Raw genomic sequence first — 16,773 nt, forward strand, 5'->3', positions numbered from 1 at the left:
TTTGAAAGGCGGGTTTGCCACCAGATCACGGACAACGGACGATGCCCAGAAGCTTGCGATACACCACGACGGCCGGCGCCCTCCTCGTCACCCTGGCCCTTGCCTCCCCCGCCACCGCGAACCCGGCCCTGGACGCCGCCGATGCCTTCCTCCAGTGGGCGAAGGACCACGGCGCCACCATTGCCGAGTACGGCAGCGTCACCGAAACCGGCACCGGCGATGCCATCGTGCGCGACGCGAAATTCGGATGGGATCTCGCCTTTTCGATTGCCGGCGCGAACGTCGATCTCGACATCCGCATCAACAGTCCGGAAACCCGGCTGATCGGCGTCACCAAGACCGACAAGGGCTACCATCTCGACCGCTATGAGCAGCCTGGAGCGCATGAGTTCGCGTTTTCCGGCGGGGTGACCGAGGACGGGGTGCGCAACGCCTTCGATATCTCGGTCATCCAGTACGATCTCGTCGCCGAGGACTACCTGCAGGTGCCGTTCGCAGCGCAGGAAGATGCCGAGCGCCCGGTTTCGCGCTTCCTTCCGGCCATCGTTGCCGGCCTCGACACGACGATCGGCAAGATGTTCGTCCGCCGGATGGAATCGACCTCGAAGATGCCCGACGGTGCGTCAGGCATGCAGTCCTACGAGGGCATGACCATCACCGGCTTCGCCAACGGCCGGATCGAGGAACAGCGCATCGAGAAGACCGTCTCGGAGACGACGATCAAGACGGAGCCGGGCGTAACCGCCGACACCGTCGCGATGCGCGAGGAAACCGGCCTGCAGGTCGTCACCGGCACCGACATGAAGCCGCTTCTGAGGCTGTTCGGCGCTCTTCCCGCCGACCGCCTGACCGGCGACGAGATCATCGCCAGCGCTTCCGTCGAGGGCATGAACTTCTCGTTCGCGGAAGGGTCCGCCGCCATCGGCAGCCTGTCGATGACGGGCCTGCGCATCGATCCGGAAGCCCCCGCTTTCGATGTCGCCTCCATCGGTGACCAGGCCGCTCTCGGCAAGCTGCCGCAGGACGAGGCGTCCCTGACCGCCCTGGGCGGCCAGGCGGCCGATGCGTTGGCTGCGGCCTCGCTCGACAGCTTCGACCTGTCCGCCCTCGCCATCTCCTCGCCCATTCTCAACGGCGCCATCGGCAGCATCCAGGCGAAGGACGCGTCCTATCGCGGCTTCGGCGATTTCTCCATGACCGACCTGTCGATCAAGGCGGAAGAGAACAACGCCGCTGTCGATGCCAAGCTGTTCCGCATGAGCGAGCTGCGGCTGGCGCCGCTGTCGCGCTACATCGACTTCTTCGTCGCCTCGAGCAACCGCGAGCCGACGCTGCCGGAGATCCTCTCGGTGGTCCCCACGCTCGGCCTGCTGGAGATGGAAGACATCAAGGTCGCGTCCGACGAGCTGCCCGCACCGGTCTCCATCGACAGCTACCGCCTCGCCATGAGCGACTTCATCAGCCCGATCCCGACCCGGATCGAGGCCATGACGAAGAATGCATCCTTCCCGGTGTCGCTGATCGAGGAAGACGAGGCGCGCGCGCTCGTCGAAGCGCTCGACCTGAAGGTCGTCAGCTATTCCGACGAGACGCGGATCAGCTGGAACCCCGACACCCAGACGCTCAGCATCGATCCGCTCTCCTTCACCATCGAGGGCGGCGGCTCCATGGACCTGAAGATGGAGATCGGCGGCGTGCCGCGCGTGGTGTTCGAGAGCCCTGAGCAGGCGCAGATGGTCATCGCCACCGCGATGGTGAACAAGGCGAGCCTCACGGTGCGCGATGCCCGTCTGGTCTCCGCCTTCATCGAGCAGCAGGCCAAGCCGGCCGGCCTGTCGCCGGAAACCCTGGCACTCGGCCTGGCCGATCAGGCCGCCAACGAAATGGGCCCGCTCAAGGACACCCCGTTCGGCCAGAGCCTGCACGGCGCGCTGAAGAGCTTCCTCGTGTCGCCGGACGAACTGGTGATCACCATCGAGCCGGAAACGCCGGTCCCCGCGATGCAGATCATGGGCGTGCTGGCCACCGCACCGGACACCCTGCCGCAGCTTCTCAACGCGACCGTCATGGCCAATTCCGGCCGCTGATCTGATCATCGATCATCGCAGCCCCAGAACGAAAAACCCCGCCGCAGAGCCCCTGCGGCGGGGTTTTTCATGTCCAGCGAACGGCGCCGGCCAGCGCCAGGGCGTCAGTCGGCCGACCCGCTGTCGGAGAACTGCAGATCGCAAAGCCGCTTGTAGAGCCCGCCGCGCGCGAAAAGCTCCCGGTGGGTGCCGCTCTCGATGGCGCGCCCGCGATCCATCACGACGATCTGGTTCGCCTCGCGCACGGTCGACAGGCGGTGCGCGATGACCAGCGTCGTGCGCCCGCGCATCAGGTTGGCGAGCGCCGCCTGGATCTTGGCCTCGGATTCCGAATCGAGCGCCGAGGTCGCTTCGTCGAGCAGCAGCAGGGGCGCATCCCGCAGGATCGCCCGCGCGATGGCGATGCGCTGGCGCTGGCCGCCGGACAGCCGGCCGCCGCCCTCGCCCACCCGCGTGTCGTAGCCCTCGTCGAGCTCCATGATGAAGTCGTGCGCATTCGCCTCGCGGGCTGCCTGCACGATCTCCTCCTCGCTCGCATTCGGGCGGCCCATGGCAATGTTGTCGCGCACGGGCATGTCGAACAGGAACGTGTCCTGCGAGACCAGCGCAATGGCCGCGCGAATGTCGGTGATGGTCATGTCGCGAATATCGCGCCCGCCGATGGTCACGCGCCCCGAGACCGGCTCGTAGAAGCGTTCAAGCAGCGAAAACACGGTCGACTTGCCCGCTCCCGACGGTCCGACCAGTGCGGTCACCTCACCGGCATGGGCGGTGAAATCGAGCCCGGCCAGCGCCGGTGCCTCGCCGTAGTGGAACACAACGTTCTCGAAGCGCACGCTCCCCGGCTGGAACGGCGCCCCCGGCAACTGGGTACCCTCGTCCGAAGCCTCGGCAGAGGCACGGTCGAGAACCTCGTACATCAGCCGGACGCCGACCATGTGGGCCGACAGATTGACATGCAGCCGGGCAAGACGCCGGGCAGGATCGTAGGCGAGCAGAAGCGCCGTGATGAAGGCAAAGAAAGCGCCAGGATCGCTGCCGCGTTCCACCACGCTGAAGCCGCCGTAGAGGATCACCAGGGCAATGGCGACGCCGCCGAGGGTTTCCATCACCGGCGAAGTGCGCGCGGACAGGCGGGTCATCTTGTTGGCGCGCAGGCGCACGTCCTCGACCGCAGCATCCATGTCGCGGCGCAGCCTCTGCTCCACCGCAAAGGCCTTGACCACACGAATGCCGGCAATCGTCTCCTGCGCGATGGACAGGATGCGGGTGAGCGAGACGAATTGCGACTTCGCCACCCGGCGCACGCGTCGCACCAGGCCGGCGATGATGATGATCGCCGGCGGCATGATCACCAACGCGATCAGGCTCATCAACGGATCCTGCGAGATCATCACCGCCACCAGTGCGATCACGGTCAGGAGGTCGCGCCCGAGCGCGGTGACGATGAGATCGAGCGCAACCCGGGCCGCCGTGGCGTTATGCGACAGCCGCGTACCGAGGTCGCCAATGCCGGACGTCTCGAAGAAGGCGACGTCCTGACGGGTGATCGCCTCGAACAGGCGCGACTGCGTCTTCGCAACGATGGCATTGCCGATTTCGCCGAGGACGACGAGTTGGCCGTAGGTGGCAAGCCCCTTCACCGTGAAGATGAACAAGACGAAGCCCGCGATGACCATCACCATGGTCGCATCGCGTTCCAGGAAGACCTCGTTGATGACGTCCTTCATGATCCAGGCGCTCGCCGCCGTGCTGGCGGCGACCAGACCCATGAAGACGAAGGCCAGGATATAGCGCCACACGTAGTCGCGGGCGTTTTCCAGGACCAGCCGCCGGACCAGGAAGGGCGTGCCTTCCGGATCGGCGAACAGGTGGGACCAGATGCGTTTCAATGCGTCGGCCTTGTCCTTGCAGCCCGCCGGCGACCCGTGCCGCCGGCATCCGCCCCTGCCCCGGGCGACTGACGGTTACCGTCAGCCCTTCTCGGGCAGATTGAGCCGGATATGAAGCTCGCGCAACTGCTTGGGGTAAACGTCGGACGGTGCGCCCATCAGCAGGTCCTGCGCCTGCTGGTTCATCGGGAACAGGCTGACATCGCGCACGTTCTTCGCCCCGACCAGCAACATGACGATGCGGTCGACACCGGCCGCCATGCCGCCATGCGGCGGCGCGCCGTACTGGAAGGCACGGTAGAGGCCGCCGAAGCGCTCTTCCACGTCGCTCTTCGACAGGCCGACCTTCTCGAACGCCTTGACCATCAGCTCCGGCGACTGGTTACGGATCGAACCGGAGGCGATCTCGTAGCCGTTGCACACGAGGTCGTACTGGAACGCCTTGATGTCCAGCGGGTCCATGGTCTCCAGAGCGTCCAGGCCGCCCTGCGGCATGGAGAACGGATTGTGGGCGAACTCGACCTTCTTCTCTTCCTCGTCCCACTCGAAGAACGGGAAGTCGACGATCCAGGCGAGCGCGAAACGGTCACGGTCGATGAGATCCAGCTCCTCGCCGACGCGGGTCCGCGCCTTGCCGGCAAAGTCGGAGAACTTCTTCGGGTCACCCGCGACGAAGAAGGCCGCATCGCCGGCCTTCAGGCCGAGCTGGGTGCGGATCGCCTCGGTGCGCTCCTCGCCGATGTTCTTGGCCAGCGGGCCGGCGCCCTCGAGGGCACCGCCCTCCTCGCGCCAGAAGATGTAGCCAAGGCCCGGCTGGCCTTCGCCCTGCGCCCAGGAGTTCATCCGGTCGCAGAAGGCGCGGCTGCCGCCGGTCGGAGCCGGGATGGCCCACACGGCGTTCTTCTCGTCCTCAAGCATGCGCGCAAAGATCTTGAAGCCGGAGCCGGCGAAATGGGCGCCGACATCCTGCATCTCGATCGGGTTGCGCAGGTCCGGCTTGTCGCTGCCATACTTGGCGATCGCATCCGCATACGGAATGCGCGGGAAGGTCCCGGTGACCGGCTTGCCCTTCGCGAACTCCTCGAAGATGCCGCGCATGATCGGCTCCATCGTGGAGAACACGTCCTCCTGCTCGACGAAGCTCATTTCCAGGTCGAGCTGGTAGAACTCGCCCGGCAGACGGTCGGCGCGCGGGTCCTCGTCGCGGAAGCACGGCGCGATCTGGAAATAGCGGTCGAAACCGGAGACCATCAGCAGCTGCTTGAACTGCTGCGGCGCCTGCGGCAGCGCGTAGAACTTGCCCGGATGCAGCCGCGAGGGCACCAGGAAGTCGCGCGCGCCTTCCGGAGAGGACGCCGTCAGGATCGGCGTCTGGAACTCGGTGAAGCCCGCCGTCCCCATGCGCTGGCGCATCGAGCCGATGATGCGCGTGCGCGTCATGATGTTCTCGTGCAGCGTCTCGCGGCGCAGGTCGAGGAAACGGTAGGTCAGACGGATGTCTTCGGGATAGTCCGGCTCGTTGAAGACCGGCAGCGGCAGCTCGCGCGCCGCGCCCAGCACTTCGATCTCGCGGATGAAGATCTCGATCGCGCCGGTCGGCAGCGTCTCGTTGACCGTCTCCGGCGTGCGCATCTTCACGTCGCCGTCGATGCGCAGGCACCACTCGGCGCGAACCGTCTCGGCGAGCTTGAAGGCCGGCGAATCGGGATCGATCACACACTGCGTCATGCCGTAGTGGTCGCGCAGGTCGATGAAGAGCAGGCCGCCGTGATCACGCACGCGGTGCACCCAGCCCGACAGGCGCGCCGTGGCGCCGACATGGGTTTCGCGCAGTTCCCCGCACGTGTGACTGCGATAGCGATGCATGTGGTCCTCGATGGCCCGAAGTTTGAAAAAAGTGGCGGCTGACAAGGCGAAGCAGCTGCCGGCCGGCGCGATGGCGCGCCCGTGCAAAAGCCATGGGATGACGACAAAGTCAAGGCGGCGAGCCGGTTGGCGGCCCCTGGAAGCCCGTCGAACGAACAGGCCATAACAAGGCGGTTTCGTGGCGACAAGCGGGCAAGCATCCGCTATATCTCGCGATTACTATGCATATCATTTCAAGCACCAAAGAACTGGCCGACGTGTGTCGGCGTCTCGCGCAACACGATTTCGTCGCTGTCGACACGGAGTTCCTGCGCGAAACGACCTTCTGGCCGAAGCTCTGCGTCATCCAGATGGCGAGCGTCGAGGATGCCGTGATCGTCGACGCGCTCGCGGACGGTCTGGATCTCGCGCCGTTTTTCGAGCTGATGCGCGACGAGAGCGTCGTGAAGGTGTTCCATGCCGCAAGGCAGGACATCGAGATCGTCTATCACCTCGGCGGGTTCATCCCGCACCCGGTGTTCGACACCCAGGTCGCGGCAATGGTCTGCGGCTTCGGCGATTCGATTTCCTACGACCAGCTGGTCCACCGCATCACGGCGGTCAGGATCGACAAGTCGTCGCGCTTCACCGACTGGTCCCGCCGGCCCTTGAGCGAAAAGCAGCTCGACTATGCGCTGGCCGACGTGACGCACCTGCGTGAGGTCTACCATTTCCTGAAGGCGAACCTCGCCGAACAGGGTCGCAGCCATTGGGTGGGCGACGAGATGGAGATCCTCACCTCAGAGAACACCTATCGCACCGATCCCGAAAATGCGTGGAAGCGGCTGAAGCTGCGGGTGCGCAAGCCGATCGAGTTCGCGGTGCTGCAGGAGGTCGCCGCCTGGCGCGAGCGCGAGGCGCATGAGCGCGACGTGCCGCGCAACCGCATCCTCAAGGACGACGCGATCTACGAGATCGCCGCCCAGCAGCCGACCAACACCCAGGCGCTCGCTGCCCTGCGGACCATTCCCCGCGGCTTCGAGCGCTCGCGCACGGCCGAGGAAATCCTCGGCGCGGTCAAGCGGGCGATGGCGATCCCCAAGGACAACCTCCCGGCCGTGCCCAAGGGGCGCGCCGCGCCCGACGGGTCGGCGGCGGCCGTCGACCTTCTCAAGGTCCTGCTCAAGCTGATCAGCGAGGCCCACGGCGTTGCCGCCAAGGTCATCGCAACCATGGAAGACCTGGAGAAGATCGCCGCCAGCGACGATGCCGATGTCGACGCATTGAAGGGCTGGCGGATGGAGCTGTTCGGCGAAGCCGCCTTGAAGCTGAAGCGCGGCGAGATCGCCCTCGCCTTCAACGGCAAGCGGATCGTCGCCGTGGAGCAGAGCGAGCCTGTTCTGGCTCCGAAGCCCGAGCCGTCCAAGCGTCGCCGCAACCGGCAGAAGGCGGACGCGGATGCGGACGCAGCAGCCGATTAGGCCGGCAGCCGCACGCACCAACGACAATTGACAAGCAAACGGGCAGGTCTTCCCTGCCCGTTTGCTTGTATGCTGTCGTTTGTTTTGTCTGTCGGTCGGTTCCGACCATCGGCGAGAGGCCCGTCAGGCCTCGACCACGACCCGCGCCTTCAGACCCAGCAGCCGGGCGAACTGGGTGAGTCGCTTGTTCAGCCGCTCCCCTTCCAGGGCGACCAGCTCGCCGCGCAAGGTCAGCACCACCTCGCCATTGTCCACAGCAACGGGCACCTGCGGCAGGATGCCGGCGACGGACGCACTCAGCACCGACGCCACCCGCAACGCGCCGCCGAGAATGCGGGCGCGGTCCTTCAGGCGCGTATGGGCGAGCTCGCGAATGCGCGGCCCCAACGCGTCCTCCACCAGCCCCTGATGGCGGTAGAAGACCGACAGGGCGAGATAGGCGCGGCCTGCGTGGTCGATCCCGACAAAGCCGGCGTTGGAAATGATGTTGAGGCTCTGCTCGCCGCGATAATCGGGATGCGCCCGCCAGCCGATATCGGATAGCAGGCAGCCAGCCGCGCGCAGCCGCACCTCGTACTCGGTCTCGTCGATGCCGACGGCGGGAAACAGACGGTCGGTCCAGTCCACCAGTTCCTCGCCATAGGCGGGCGAGCGCGAGCGCAGCTGCGACAGTTCGCGTGCAGCCTCCACAAGCGGATCCTGCCGGCGCAGATCGTCCGGAAGCAGGTCGAAGAGCAGCCCTTCGCGAAGCCCGAGCGCCGACATCACCACCTTCGAGGCCTTGGAGCGCCGCAGCACCTTCTCCATCACCGCCGCGCCGAAGGGCAGCAGCAGGCGCCGGGCCCGCGAGACCACCTCGATCATGTCGAGGCTTTCCGGATCGCGCCGGGCGACCAACTGGCAGAACTCGATCGCCTCCTCCGCCGGGATGGCATAGTCGTGCATCACATGCAGCGGATAGCCGTTCTGGTGCAGGTGCAGGCGGGCGAGCGAGCGCCACGTGCCGCCGACCGCATAAAAGGGCTTGCCGGCGCCGATGGGCAGCCATTCGACATCGCTGAGCGCCTGTTCGGCGATCTTCTGCGCCTTGGCGATCTTTCCGTCCGCATCCTCCTGCAGGCGGATGCCCCCGAGCGGCAGGGTCTGGCCGCGGCCGATCTCGTCATGCTTGATCTCGACGAGCTCGAGGCTGCCGCCGCCGAGGTCCCCGACGATGCCGTCCGGTCGCCAGATGCCGGAAACGACGCCGTTGGCGGCAAGACGCGCCTCGTCGCGGCCCGACAGCAGCCGCACCGGGGTCCGGCAGATTTCCTCCACGGACGTCAGGAATTCCTCGCCATTGGCCGCATCGCGGGTCGCAGCAGTGGCAAGGATGTGCAGATCGGCAACCCCGATCTGGTCGCACAGGCGGCGAAACCGCACCAAAGCCCGGCGCGCCTGGTCCGTCGCCTCTTCCGACAGCCGGCCCGTCGCACCGACGCCGCGGCCGAGGCCAGCAAGCACCTTTTCATTGAACAGCACCGTCGGGGTGCGCGCGTGTCTTTCGTAGACGACGAGGCGGATCGAGTTCGACCCGATATCGATCACGGCAATCGGTCCGCTGCCGTTGAGTCGGCCGCGGACCAGTTCATGCTTTGGGCTGTCAGCCACGCTTCCTCGGCTCCGCAAACGGTTTCGGACTGTGGCTGCGCAGCGACTTGCCACGGCCGGAGAGCGACGGATTCGTCATGAAATACTGATGGGCGTTGAAGGGCTTTTCGCCACGACCGAGACGCACGCGCTCATGACCGCCATCGGGGAGCAGCCGCCAGCTCTGCTGGTTGTCCTTCAGATTGGCGACCATGATCTGATCGAGCACCTGTTCGTGCACCGTCGGGGTGATGAGCGGCGTCAGCGTCTCCACCCGCCGGTCGATGTTGCGCGGCATCAGATCCGCGGAGCCGATATAGACGACCGCATCCGGCGAGGGAAGCCCATGACCGTTGCCGAAGCAGAAGATCCGGCTGTGCTCCAGGAAACGGCCGACGATGGACTTGGCCCGGATGTTTTCCGAAAGACCCGGGATGCCCGGACGCAGGCAGCAGATGCCGCGGATCACCAGATCGATCTGCACGCCGGCCTGGCTCGCCTTGTAGAGCGCGTCGATGATGCCGGGATCGACCAGCGAATTCATCTTCATCCAGATCTGCGCCGGGCGCCCGGCCCGCGCATGCTCGGCCTCCGCCGCGATCAGCCGGGTGATGCCGTCGCGCAGCGTCACCGGCGACACCATCATGTGTTCCAGCTCCACCGGCTCGGCATAGCCGGTGATGAAGTTGAAGATCTTGGCGACCTCCCGGCCGATGCGCGGATCGGCGGTGAAGTAGGACAGGTCCGTGTAGATGCGCGCGGTGATCGGGTGGTAATTGCCGGTGCCAAGGTGGCAATAGGTGCGCAGCTCGCCATGCTCGCGGCGGACGACCATCGACAGCTTGGCGTGGGTCTTCAGCTCCAGGAAGCCGAAGACCACCTGCACGCCGGCTCGCTCCAGGTCGCGCGCCCAGCGGATGTTGGCCTCCTCGTCGAAGCGCGCCTTCAGCTCGACCAGCGCGGTCACCGACTTGCCGGCCTCCGCCGCCTCGACGAGAGCCTTGACCACCGGCGAATTGCTGGAGGTGCGGTAGAGGGTCTGCTTGATCGCCACCACGTCCGGGTCCTGCGCCGCCTGGCGCAGGAACTGCACCACCACGTCGAAGGATTCGTACGGATGGTGGACGATGATGTCCTTCTGCTGGATCGCCGCGAAGCAATCGCCGCCATGCTCGCGGATACGCTCAGGGAAGCGCGGAGCGAACGGCTCGAACTTCAGGTCGTCGCGGTCGATGGAGACGAGCTGCGAGAGGTTGTTCAGCGCCAGCAGACCATCGACCAGGAACACCTCGTCGCCGGTGGCACCGAGCGCTTCAGCGACGAACTCGCGCAGCGACTGCGGCGTCGTCTCCTCGATCTCAAGCCGGATGACCGACCCGCGGCGACGGCGCTTCAGGGCGCTCTCGAACAGGCGGACGAGATCTTCCGCCTCCTCCTCGATTTCCAGATCGGAATCGCGGATCACCCGGAAGGCGCCCTTGCCGCGGATCTGGTAGCCGGGGAACAGCCGGGTGATGAACAGGCCGAGCGCGTTCTCGATGGTGATGTAGCGCTCGCCCTCGTCGGCCTCGCTTGCCGGCAGGCGCACGAAGCGGTCGAGCTGGGCGGGAATGCGCAGCAGCGCCGTCATGCCGCGCCCGCCCTTTTCCGGCGCCAATTCCAGCACCAGCGAGAAGCCGAGATTGGCGATGAAGGGGAACGGATGCGCCGGATCAATGGCCAGCGGCGTCAGCACCGGGAAGATATGCGCGAGGAAATAGTCCTCCAGCCACAAGAGGTCCTGCGGGCTGAGGTCCGGCCCGTCGACGATGGCGATGCGGTCGGCGGCCATGAGCCTGCGCGTCTCGCGCCAGACGCTCTGCTGCTCGTGCTGCAGCAACAGGACCGCGGCCGAAACCCGCTCGAGCTGCTCGGCCGGTGTCAGGCCGTCGATGGAGCGCGTCGAGACGCCTTCGCGCTGCTGGGCGCGCAGACCGGCGACGCGCACCATGAAGAACTCGTCCAGATTGTTGGCCGAGATCGAGAGAAACCGCAGACGCTCCAGCAGCGGGTGGGAGGTGTTCTCCGCCTCCTCGAGCACCCGTCGGTTGAACTGGAGCCAGGAGACCTCGCGATTGATGAACCTGCTGGGATGATCGGCCAGCGCCTCGGCGGCGTCCGAAACCGGCTTCGCCGGCCGAACCTCTGCAGGAGCTGCCTCCGCATCCTTCGGGTTCACGCTGATCTCGTTCATGTCTGCCTCCTGCGGACCGGCCGGGCCGGTCATCCGTGGTCACTGTTGCGGGCGACCATACCGGATTGATTTGACGGATTTACATCACCCGGCAAATTGACTGACCCGGCAAAAGGTATCAGGCAGCCGGATCCTGCTCCGCCAGCACCGATGCGGCGAGCGGGCGCGTGATCCGCCGGCCAGCCGACAGCGAAGCCCGGTCGAGGCGGTCGACCAGCGCCTGCGCCGCCGCCACGGACCGCTCCATCCGCACCGCGAGAAACTCTACCACGGCCGGGTCGATATCGATCTGGCGATCCGCGAAAAGCTTGACCAGAACCCGCCGCAGCAGATCGTCGTCCGGCTCGAGGATCTCCACCGGGGTCGCGGCACGCAGACGCGAGGCAAGGTCCGGCAGACGCAAGCCCCAGGACTGGGGCCAGCTGCGCGAGGTCACAAGCAGGCTGCCGCCAGTCTCTCGAACGGCATTGAACAGATGGAACATCGCCGTCTCGTCGAAACCCGCGTGAGCATCTTCGAGCGCGACCGCGCCGGACCGGGCGAGATCCTCCACCTGCTCGCGGCGCAGCTCGGACGCCCGCAGGATCACCGCGCCGCTCGCCGCCTGCCATATATGAGCGAGATGCGTCTTGCCCGAGCCCACAGGTCCTGCCAGGAGCGCTGCCGCGCTCGGCCACTGCGGCCAGGCATCGATCAGCGCAAAGGCTGCCCGGTTCGAGGAGCCGATCAGGAAATCGTCCCGCCCGTAAGCGGTCTCGTGCGGCAGGATCAGCGGCAGCTGCTCGCCGCCCCCGCGCAAGGTGTCAGCCATCGCGGCTCTCCACCTTTTCTTCGGGCAGCACGCCGACCGCATCGCCCGGCACACCGCTGGCCATCGCCGTCGCCTCACCGGTGTAGAGCGCGCTCGCCATGTACTGGTTCAATGCAAACCGGATCAGCACGCCGATCATCGCCGCAGCCGGCACGGCGATCAGCATGCCGACGAAACCGAACAGGTAGCCGAAGGCGAACAGCGCGAACATCAGCCAGACCGGGTGCAGGCCGACATTGTTGCCCACCAGCTTGGGCTGCAGCACATTGCCTTCGAGGAACTGGCCGACCGCAAAGATCGCAAGCACAGCCGCGACCATCGGCCAGTCGGGCCAGAACTGCACCAACGCGACACCGAGCGAGACGACGAGACCGAGCGTTGCGCCGACATAGGGAATGAAGCTGACGAGACCAGCGCCGATGCCGATCAGCAGGCCGAAATTCAGCCCGACCGCCGCAAGGCCGATCGCATAGAAGGCGCCGAGCAGGAAACAGACGCTGACCTGGCCGCGCACGAAGCCGGCGACAGCCAGATCCATCTCGCGCGCCAGCTGGCGCACGGTGTCGCGGTGCTGCCGCGGCAGCCAGTTGTCGATCTTGTCGACCATCCGGTCCCAGTCGAGAAGAAGATAGAAGGCAACGACCGGCGTCACCACGAAGAGCGAGATCACCGACAGCAGTGCCTGACCGCCGTTCCACACGGACTTGAGCAGGCCGCCGATCCAGCCGGCGCCCTCGCCCAGCAGGCTGCCGACATTGGCCTTGAGCTCCTGCCCGCCGATGCCCAGCGTCTCGAACAGGCGGCTGCCGAACCCGGAGGTGATGAGTTCCTGCAGGGAACTGACGAGGTTCGGGAAGGCCTCGAGGAAAGCCGCGAGCTGGTTTCCGAGGATCGGCAGCAGCAGCAGCAGAATGAGAATGAACGCAAGGACGAAGAGGACGAGGATGACGATGGTCGCGCCGAGCCGCGGCAGGCCGAGCGCCTCCAGCCGGTCCGCGACGGGATCGAGCAGATAGGCCAGCGCCATGCCGGCGACGAAGGGCAGCAGGATCGGGCTGAACAGATAGACGAACAGCGCAAACAGCGCGAAGGAAACCAGCCAGAAATTGATCTGTCGCTTGAGCGTCACGAAATCCCGTCCCTTGCTGGTGCGGCCTGTTGCCTGTCCCTCAGCAGATAGGCAGCCACGCCGCGGAGCGTCAAGGAGGCCACCGGCAGGGATTCGCCATTTTCCCTCTTCACCACAGGCTGACGGGGTCCCTTGTATGCCCGCAGCTCCTGTCAGGGCTTTCCCGCCCCCGCGCCTGTGCACACAGGGCCCGGTTTCGCTTGCATTCCGACGCTTCTGTGTTTGTATGCGCGCCCTGTACGGGTTTCGGAGACATGACAAGCATGAGCGAGGCGACCCCCTCCCCCAAGAACGGCCTGAGCTACGCCGACGCGGGCGTCGACATCGACGCGGGCAACGCCCTCGTGCGGCGGATCAAGCCCTTCGTGAAGGCGACGGCCCGTCCCGGCGCCGACAGCGAGATCGGCGGGTTCGGCGGCCTGTTCGACCTGAAGGCGGCCGGCTTCACCGATCCCATTCTGGTGGCTGCCAATGACGGCGTCGGCACCAAGCTCAAGATCGCCATCGACAGCGGCGCACACGCGACCGTCGGCATCGATCTGGTGGCCATGTGCGTCAACGATCTGGTCGTGCAGGGTGCCGAGCCGCTTCTCTTCCTCGACTATTATGCCTGCGGCGCACTCGACGTCGATGTCGCCACCGACGTGGTGAAGGGCATTGCCGAGGGCTGCCGCATTTCCGGCTGCGCGCTGATCGGCGGCGAGACCGCGGAAATGCCGGGCATGTACGGCAAGGGCGACTACGATCTTGCCGGCTTCGCCGTCGGCGCGGCCGAGCGCGGCACCCTGCTGCCGCGCGGCGACATCGCCGAAGGCGACGTGCTGCTGGCGCTCGCCTCCTCCGGCGTGCATTCCAACGGCTTCTCCCTGGTGCGCAAGATCGTCGAACATTCCGGCCTCGACTGGAGCGCGGATGCGCCGTTCGCACCCGGCATGAGCCTCGGCGAAGCGCTGATGACGCCGACCCGCATCTATGTGAAACCGCTGCTGGCGGCGTTGAAGGCCGGCGCCGGGATCAAGGCGCTCGCCCACATCACCGGCGGCGGCCTGCCGGAGAACCTGCCGCGCGTGCTGCCGGATCACCTGGGCGCCCGCATCGACCTCACCGCGATCTCCGTCCCGCCGGTCTTCGGCTGGCTGGCACAGGCCGGCGGCGTTGCCCAGTCGGAGATGCTGCGCACCTTCAACTGCGGCGTCGGCATGGTCGTCGCGGTTGCCGCGGAGAGCGCCGACGAGACGATCGCGATCCTGACCGCCGAGGGCGAGACGGTAAGCCGCATCGGCACGCTTGAGCCGCGTACGGGCGACGAGGCCGTGGTCTTCGACGGAGCCTTGAAACTTTGACCTCTGGCGCTTCGACCTCTTCCGCTTCCGGCCGCAAGCGCACCGCAATCCTCGTCTCGGGACGCGGATCGAACATGACCGCCCTGCTGTCGGCGGCGGTCGATCCGGCCTTCCCGGCGGAAATCGTCGCGGTGATCGCCAACGTGCCGGACGCACCTGCCCTCGACAAGGCCCGTGCGGCCGGCATCGAGGCCGTCGCCGTCAACCACCGCGGCCAGGGCGGGCGGCAGGCCTTCGAGGAAAAGCTCGACGCGGAGCTGCGCGCGCGCAACGTCGAGCTGGTCTGCCTTGCCGGTTTCATGCGCATCCTCACGCCATGGTTCGTGGAGCGCTGGCACGACCGCCTGCTCAACATCCACCCGGCGCTGCTGCCTGCCTTCAAGGGCCTCGACACCCATGCAAGGGCGCTGGCGGAAGGCTGCCGGCTGCATGGCGCGACGGTGCATTTCGTGCGCGCGGAAATGGATGCCGGGCCGATCATCGCGCAAGGAGCGGTGGCCGTGCTCGACGACGACACCCCGGCAACGCTCGGCGCACGCGTGCTCGAGGTCGAGCACCGCATCTACCCGCAGGCGCTTGCGCTCGTTGCGGCAGGCGCCTTCGAGATCCACGGGATGCGGGTGCGCTTGACGACGTCCGGAGCGGACGTGGCCCAGCCGCCGCTGATCGCGCCGAAGGGCTGAACCCAAGCCTCCGCCGGCTCAGCCGACCGCTCGGCAGCCGGCGGTGTCCTCGCTCTTCGCATCGATGTCCCTGATCCTGGCCTCTTCCAGTCGATGCCTGCGCCATTCCGTATAGAGCCGCTTGCGCCCGCGCGGCGGGCGCGTCTCCAGCACAGTCATCTCCAGCATCCGATCCGTCCGGAAGTTGCGGTAGTTCTGCCGCAGCTCGCACCAGGCGGCCAGCACCCGGGCATGCTCGAAAAAGGCCAGCACGATGGGCCAGACCACCCGGCGCTCGGGCGGACGATCGGGAACCTGGTAGAGGATCTCCACCTTCCGCTCCAGCCTCAGGGCCTCCCGCAGCCGCACCAGCTCGATCCGGTCGCCCGGCAGCTCGCAGGGCGGCGGTGCGTAGAGCGGCGCATCCAGGAACCCGTCGCGCAAGCCTTCGGGCAGGACCGTCGCGATCTTGGCGACGGCATCGCGCGCGGTGCGCCGGATCGCCTCGTCGCCCCGTCCCTCGACCATCCGCAGGCCCAGCATGACGATCTCCAGCTCCTCCGCCGTGAACATCAGCGGCGGCAGGTCGTAGCCCTCGTCCAGCACATAGCCGACGCCGGCCTCGCCGGCGACCGGCACGCCGGACGCCTGCAGCGCGGCGATGTCGCGGTAGAGCGTGCGCAGCGACACTTCGAGCTCGGCAGCAATGGCCGCGCCGCTGACCGGCCTGCGGTACCGGCGCAGAATCTGCAGCACCTGCAGCAACCTGTCGGCACGACGCATCACTTTTCCTTCTGCTGACATATTGCCACCCGATACTGACAGTATGCTGTCAGGATGGGTTGGCTACAAGACACGAGCCAGACGCAACCCCAGGAGATGTCTCCATGCTCGTTCTCGTCAATTTTCCCGCGCCCCCGGAAATTCGCAGTCTCTCGCCCTTCTGCTACAAGGCGGAAGCGCTGCTGGCGCTTGCCGGCTGCGACTATCGCATGGAACACGCGACCGATCTTGCCGCCCTGCCGCACGGCAAGGTGCCGGTGCTGAAGGACGGCGATCTCGTCATTCCCGACAGTTCCCTGATCCAGCGCCACCTGGAACGCCACCACGGACTTGCCATCGACGAGACGCTGACCGGCGTCGAACTGGCCATGGCCGAAGCCTTCCGCCGCATGGCCGAGGAACACCTGCGCTGGACGATGGTCCATGCCCGCTGGATCGACCCTGCCGGCGAGGAGATGATAATGGGAACCGCGCTCGCAGACGTACCCGAGGAGATGCGGCGGGACGTGTTCATGGGCCTGCGCGAGAACATCCGCAAGACACTGCACGCACAGGGCATCGGCCGGCATGCGCCGGAGGAGATTTACGCCTTCGGCCGCGCGGATCTCGACGCCATCGCCGCCTTTCTGGACGACAAGCCCTTCTTCATGGGCGACCGGCCGACCACGGTCGATGCCAGCCTTGTCGGCGTCGTGCTCAACATCCTGGCGAGCGACATCGACACGCCGCTGATGCGCCACGCGGCCGCAATCCCGACGCTGGCCGACTATGCCTTGCGGTTCGAGCGCACGGTGTTCGGCCCGGCAGCCCGCATCCCCGCCACCTTGCGCGGCGAACAGGCAGCCTGAGCCTGCCCGTCTCCGGCCGATAGAGGGTGC

At 66.6% G+C, this 16,773-nt stretch carries 12 protein-coding genes; 5 read left to right on the plus strand and 7 right to left on the minus strand.

Annotated features, from left to right (window positions below; all coding sequences use genetic code 11):
- Positions 1-41 precede the first annotated feature (41 nt).
- Entirely contained in the window at positions 42-2,087 is a 2,046-nt protein-coding gene (locus tag GH266_RS02265; RefSeq protein WP_158192447.1) for a hypothetical protein, read from the plus strand.
- A 104-nt stretch (positions 2,088-2,191) separates the two neighbouring features.
- On the opposite strand, the gene GH266_RS02270 is transcribed toward GH266_RS02265, so the two are convergent.
- Both GH266_RS02270 and aspS read right to left on the minus strand, forming a co-directional pair.
- Entirely contained in the window at positions 2,192-3,979 is a 1,788-nt protein-coding gene (locus GH266_RS02270; protein ID WP_158192448.1) for an ABC transporter ATP-binding protein, read from the minus strand.
- 81 nt (positions 3,980-4,060) lie between these two features.
- A complete protein-coding gene (aspS, locus tag GH266_RS02275) occupies positions 4,061-5,845 on the minus strand; it encodes an aspartate--tRNA ligase (RefSeq protein ID WP_158192449.1) in 1,785 nt (594 codons plus the stop codon).
- A 221-nt stretch (positions 5,846-6,066) separates the two neighbouring features.
- On the opposite strand from aspS, the gene rnd reads away from it, so the two are divergent.
- Positions 6,067-7,305, plus strand: coding sequence for a ribonuclease D (gene rnd, locus GH266_RS02280; RefSeq protein ID WP_158192450.1), 1,239 nt, complete (start codon positions 6,067-6,069; stop codon positions 7,303-7,305).
- 123 nt (positions 7,306-7,428) lie between these two features.
- On the opposite strand, the gene ppx is transcribed toward rnd, so the two are convergent.
- The 4 genes from ppx to GH266_RS02300 form a co-directional block, all read right to left on the minus strand.
- Positions 7,429-8,955 (minus strand): exopolyphosphatase, encoded by a 1,527-nt coding sequence (ppx, locus tag GH266_RS02285; protein WP_158192451.1) that lies wholly within the window; start codon positions 8,953-8,955, stop codon positions 7,429-7,431.
- On the minus strand, positions 8,948-11,167 hold the full coding sequence (locus GH266_RS02290; protein WP_158192452.1) for an RNA degradosome polyphosphate kinase: 2,220 nt from the start codon (positions 11,165-11,167) through the stop codon (positions 8,948-8,950). The genes ppx and GH266_RS02290 overlap by 8 nt, the downstream gene beginning before the upstream one ends.
- Before the next feature lie 118 nt (positions 11,168-11,285).
- A complete protein-coding gene (locus tag GH266_RS02295) occupies positions 11,286-11,978 on the minus strand; it encodes an HdaA/DnaA family protein (protein ID WP_158192453.1) in 693 nt (230 codons plus the stop codon).
- The gene (locus GH266_RS02300; protein ID WP_158192454.1) at positions 11,971-13,107 is read right to left on the minus strand and encodes an AI-2E family transporter; all 1,137 of its coding nucleotides are present in this window, start codon (positions 13,105-13,107) and stop codon (positions 11,971-11,973) included. Before GH266_RS02300 ends, GH266_RS02295 begins: the two co-directional genes overlap by 8 nt.
- 263 nt (positions 13,108-13,370) lie before the next feature.
- On the opposite strand from GH266_RS02300, the gene purM reads away from it, so the two are divergent.
- Complete coding sequence (gene purM, locus GH266_RS02305) at positions 13,371-14,450, plus strand: phosphoribosylformylglycinamidine cyclo-ligase (protein ID WP_158192455.1); 1,080 nt, start codon at positions 13,371-13,373, stop codon at positions 14,448-14,450.
- Positions 14,447-15,133 carry a phosphoribosylglycinamide formyltransferase gene (gene purN, locus GH266_RS02310; protein WP_280524815.1) on the plus strand — a complete coding sequence of 229 codons (687 nt, stop codon included), beginning with the start codon at positions 14,447-14,449 and terminating at the stop codon, positions 15,131-15,133. Before purM ends, purN begins: the two co-directional genes overlap by 4 nt.
- An 18-nt stretch (positions 15,134-15,151) precedes the next feature.
- On the opposite strand, the gene GH266_RS02315 is transcribed toward purN, so the two are convergent.
- Positions 15,152-15,895, minus strand: a complete 744-nt coding sequence (locus GH266_RS02315) for a helix-turn-helix transcriptional regulator (RefSeq protein WP_158192457.1) — start codon at positions 15,893-15,895, stop codon at positions 15,152-15,154.
- A 104-nt stretch (positions 15,896-15,999) separates the two neighbouring features.
- Between GH266_RS02315 and GH266_RS02320 the strand changes: the two genes are divergently transcribed.
- A complete protein-coding gene (locus tag GH266_RS02320) occupies positions 16,000-16,743 on the plus strand; it encodes a glutathione S-transferase family protein (protein WP_158192458.1) in 744 nt (247 codons plus the stop codon).
- The last annotated feature ends 30 nt before the right edge of the window (positions 16,744-16,773 follow it).

It is taken from the genome of Stappia indica (genome assembly GCF_009789575.1).
GTDB classification, from domain to species: Bacteria; Pseudomonadota; Alphaproteobacteria; order Rhizobiales; family Stappiaceae; genus Stappia; species Stappia indica_A.

What these genes read in the sequence shown, in the direction of transcription:
- GH266_RS02295 (WP_158192453.1), bottom strand. Translation starts at nt 11,978, where the DNA reads ATGGCTGACACCTTGCGCGGGGGCGGCGAGCAGCTGCCGCTGATCCTG.
- aspS (WP_158192449.1), bottom strand. Translation starts at nt 5,845, where the DNA reads ATGCATCGCTATCGCAGTCACACGTGCGGGGAACTGCGCGAAACCCAT.
- purM (WP_158192455.1), top strand. Translation starts at nt 13,371, where the DNA reads ATGAGCGAGGCGACCCCCTCCCCCAAGAACGGCCTGAGCTACGCCGAC.
- GH266_RS02265 (WP_158192447.1), top strand. Translation starts at nt 42, where the DNA reads ATGCCCAGAAGCTTGCGATACACCACGACGGCCGGCGCCCTCCTCGTC.
- GH266_RS02315 (WP_158192457.1), bottom strand. Translation starts at nt 15,895, where the DNA reads ATGCGTCGTGCCGACAGGTTGCTGCAGGTGCTGCAGATTCTGCGCCGG.
- GH266_RS02290 (WP_158192452.1), bottom strand. Translation starts at nt 11,167, where the DNA reads ATGAACGAGATCAGCGTGAACCCGAAGGATGCGGAGGCAGCTCCTGCA.
- rnd (WP_158192450.1), top strand. Translation starts at nt 6,067, where the DNA reads ATGCATATCATTTCAAGCACCAAAGAACTGGCCGACGTGTGTCGGCGT.
- GH266_RS02320 (WP_158192458.1), top strand. Translation starts at nt 16,000, where the DNA reads ATGCTCGTTCTCGTCAATTTTCCCGCGCCCCCGGAAATTCGCAGTCTC.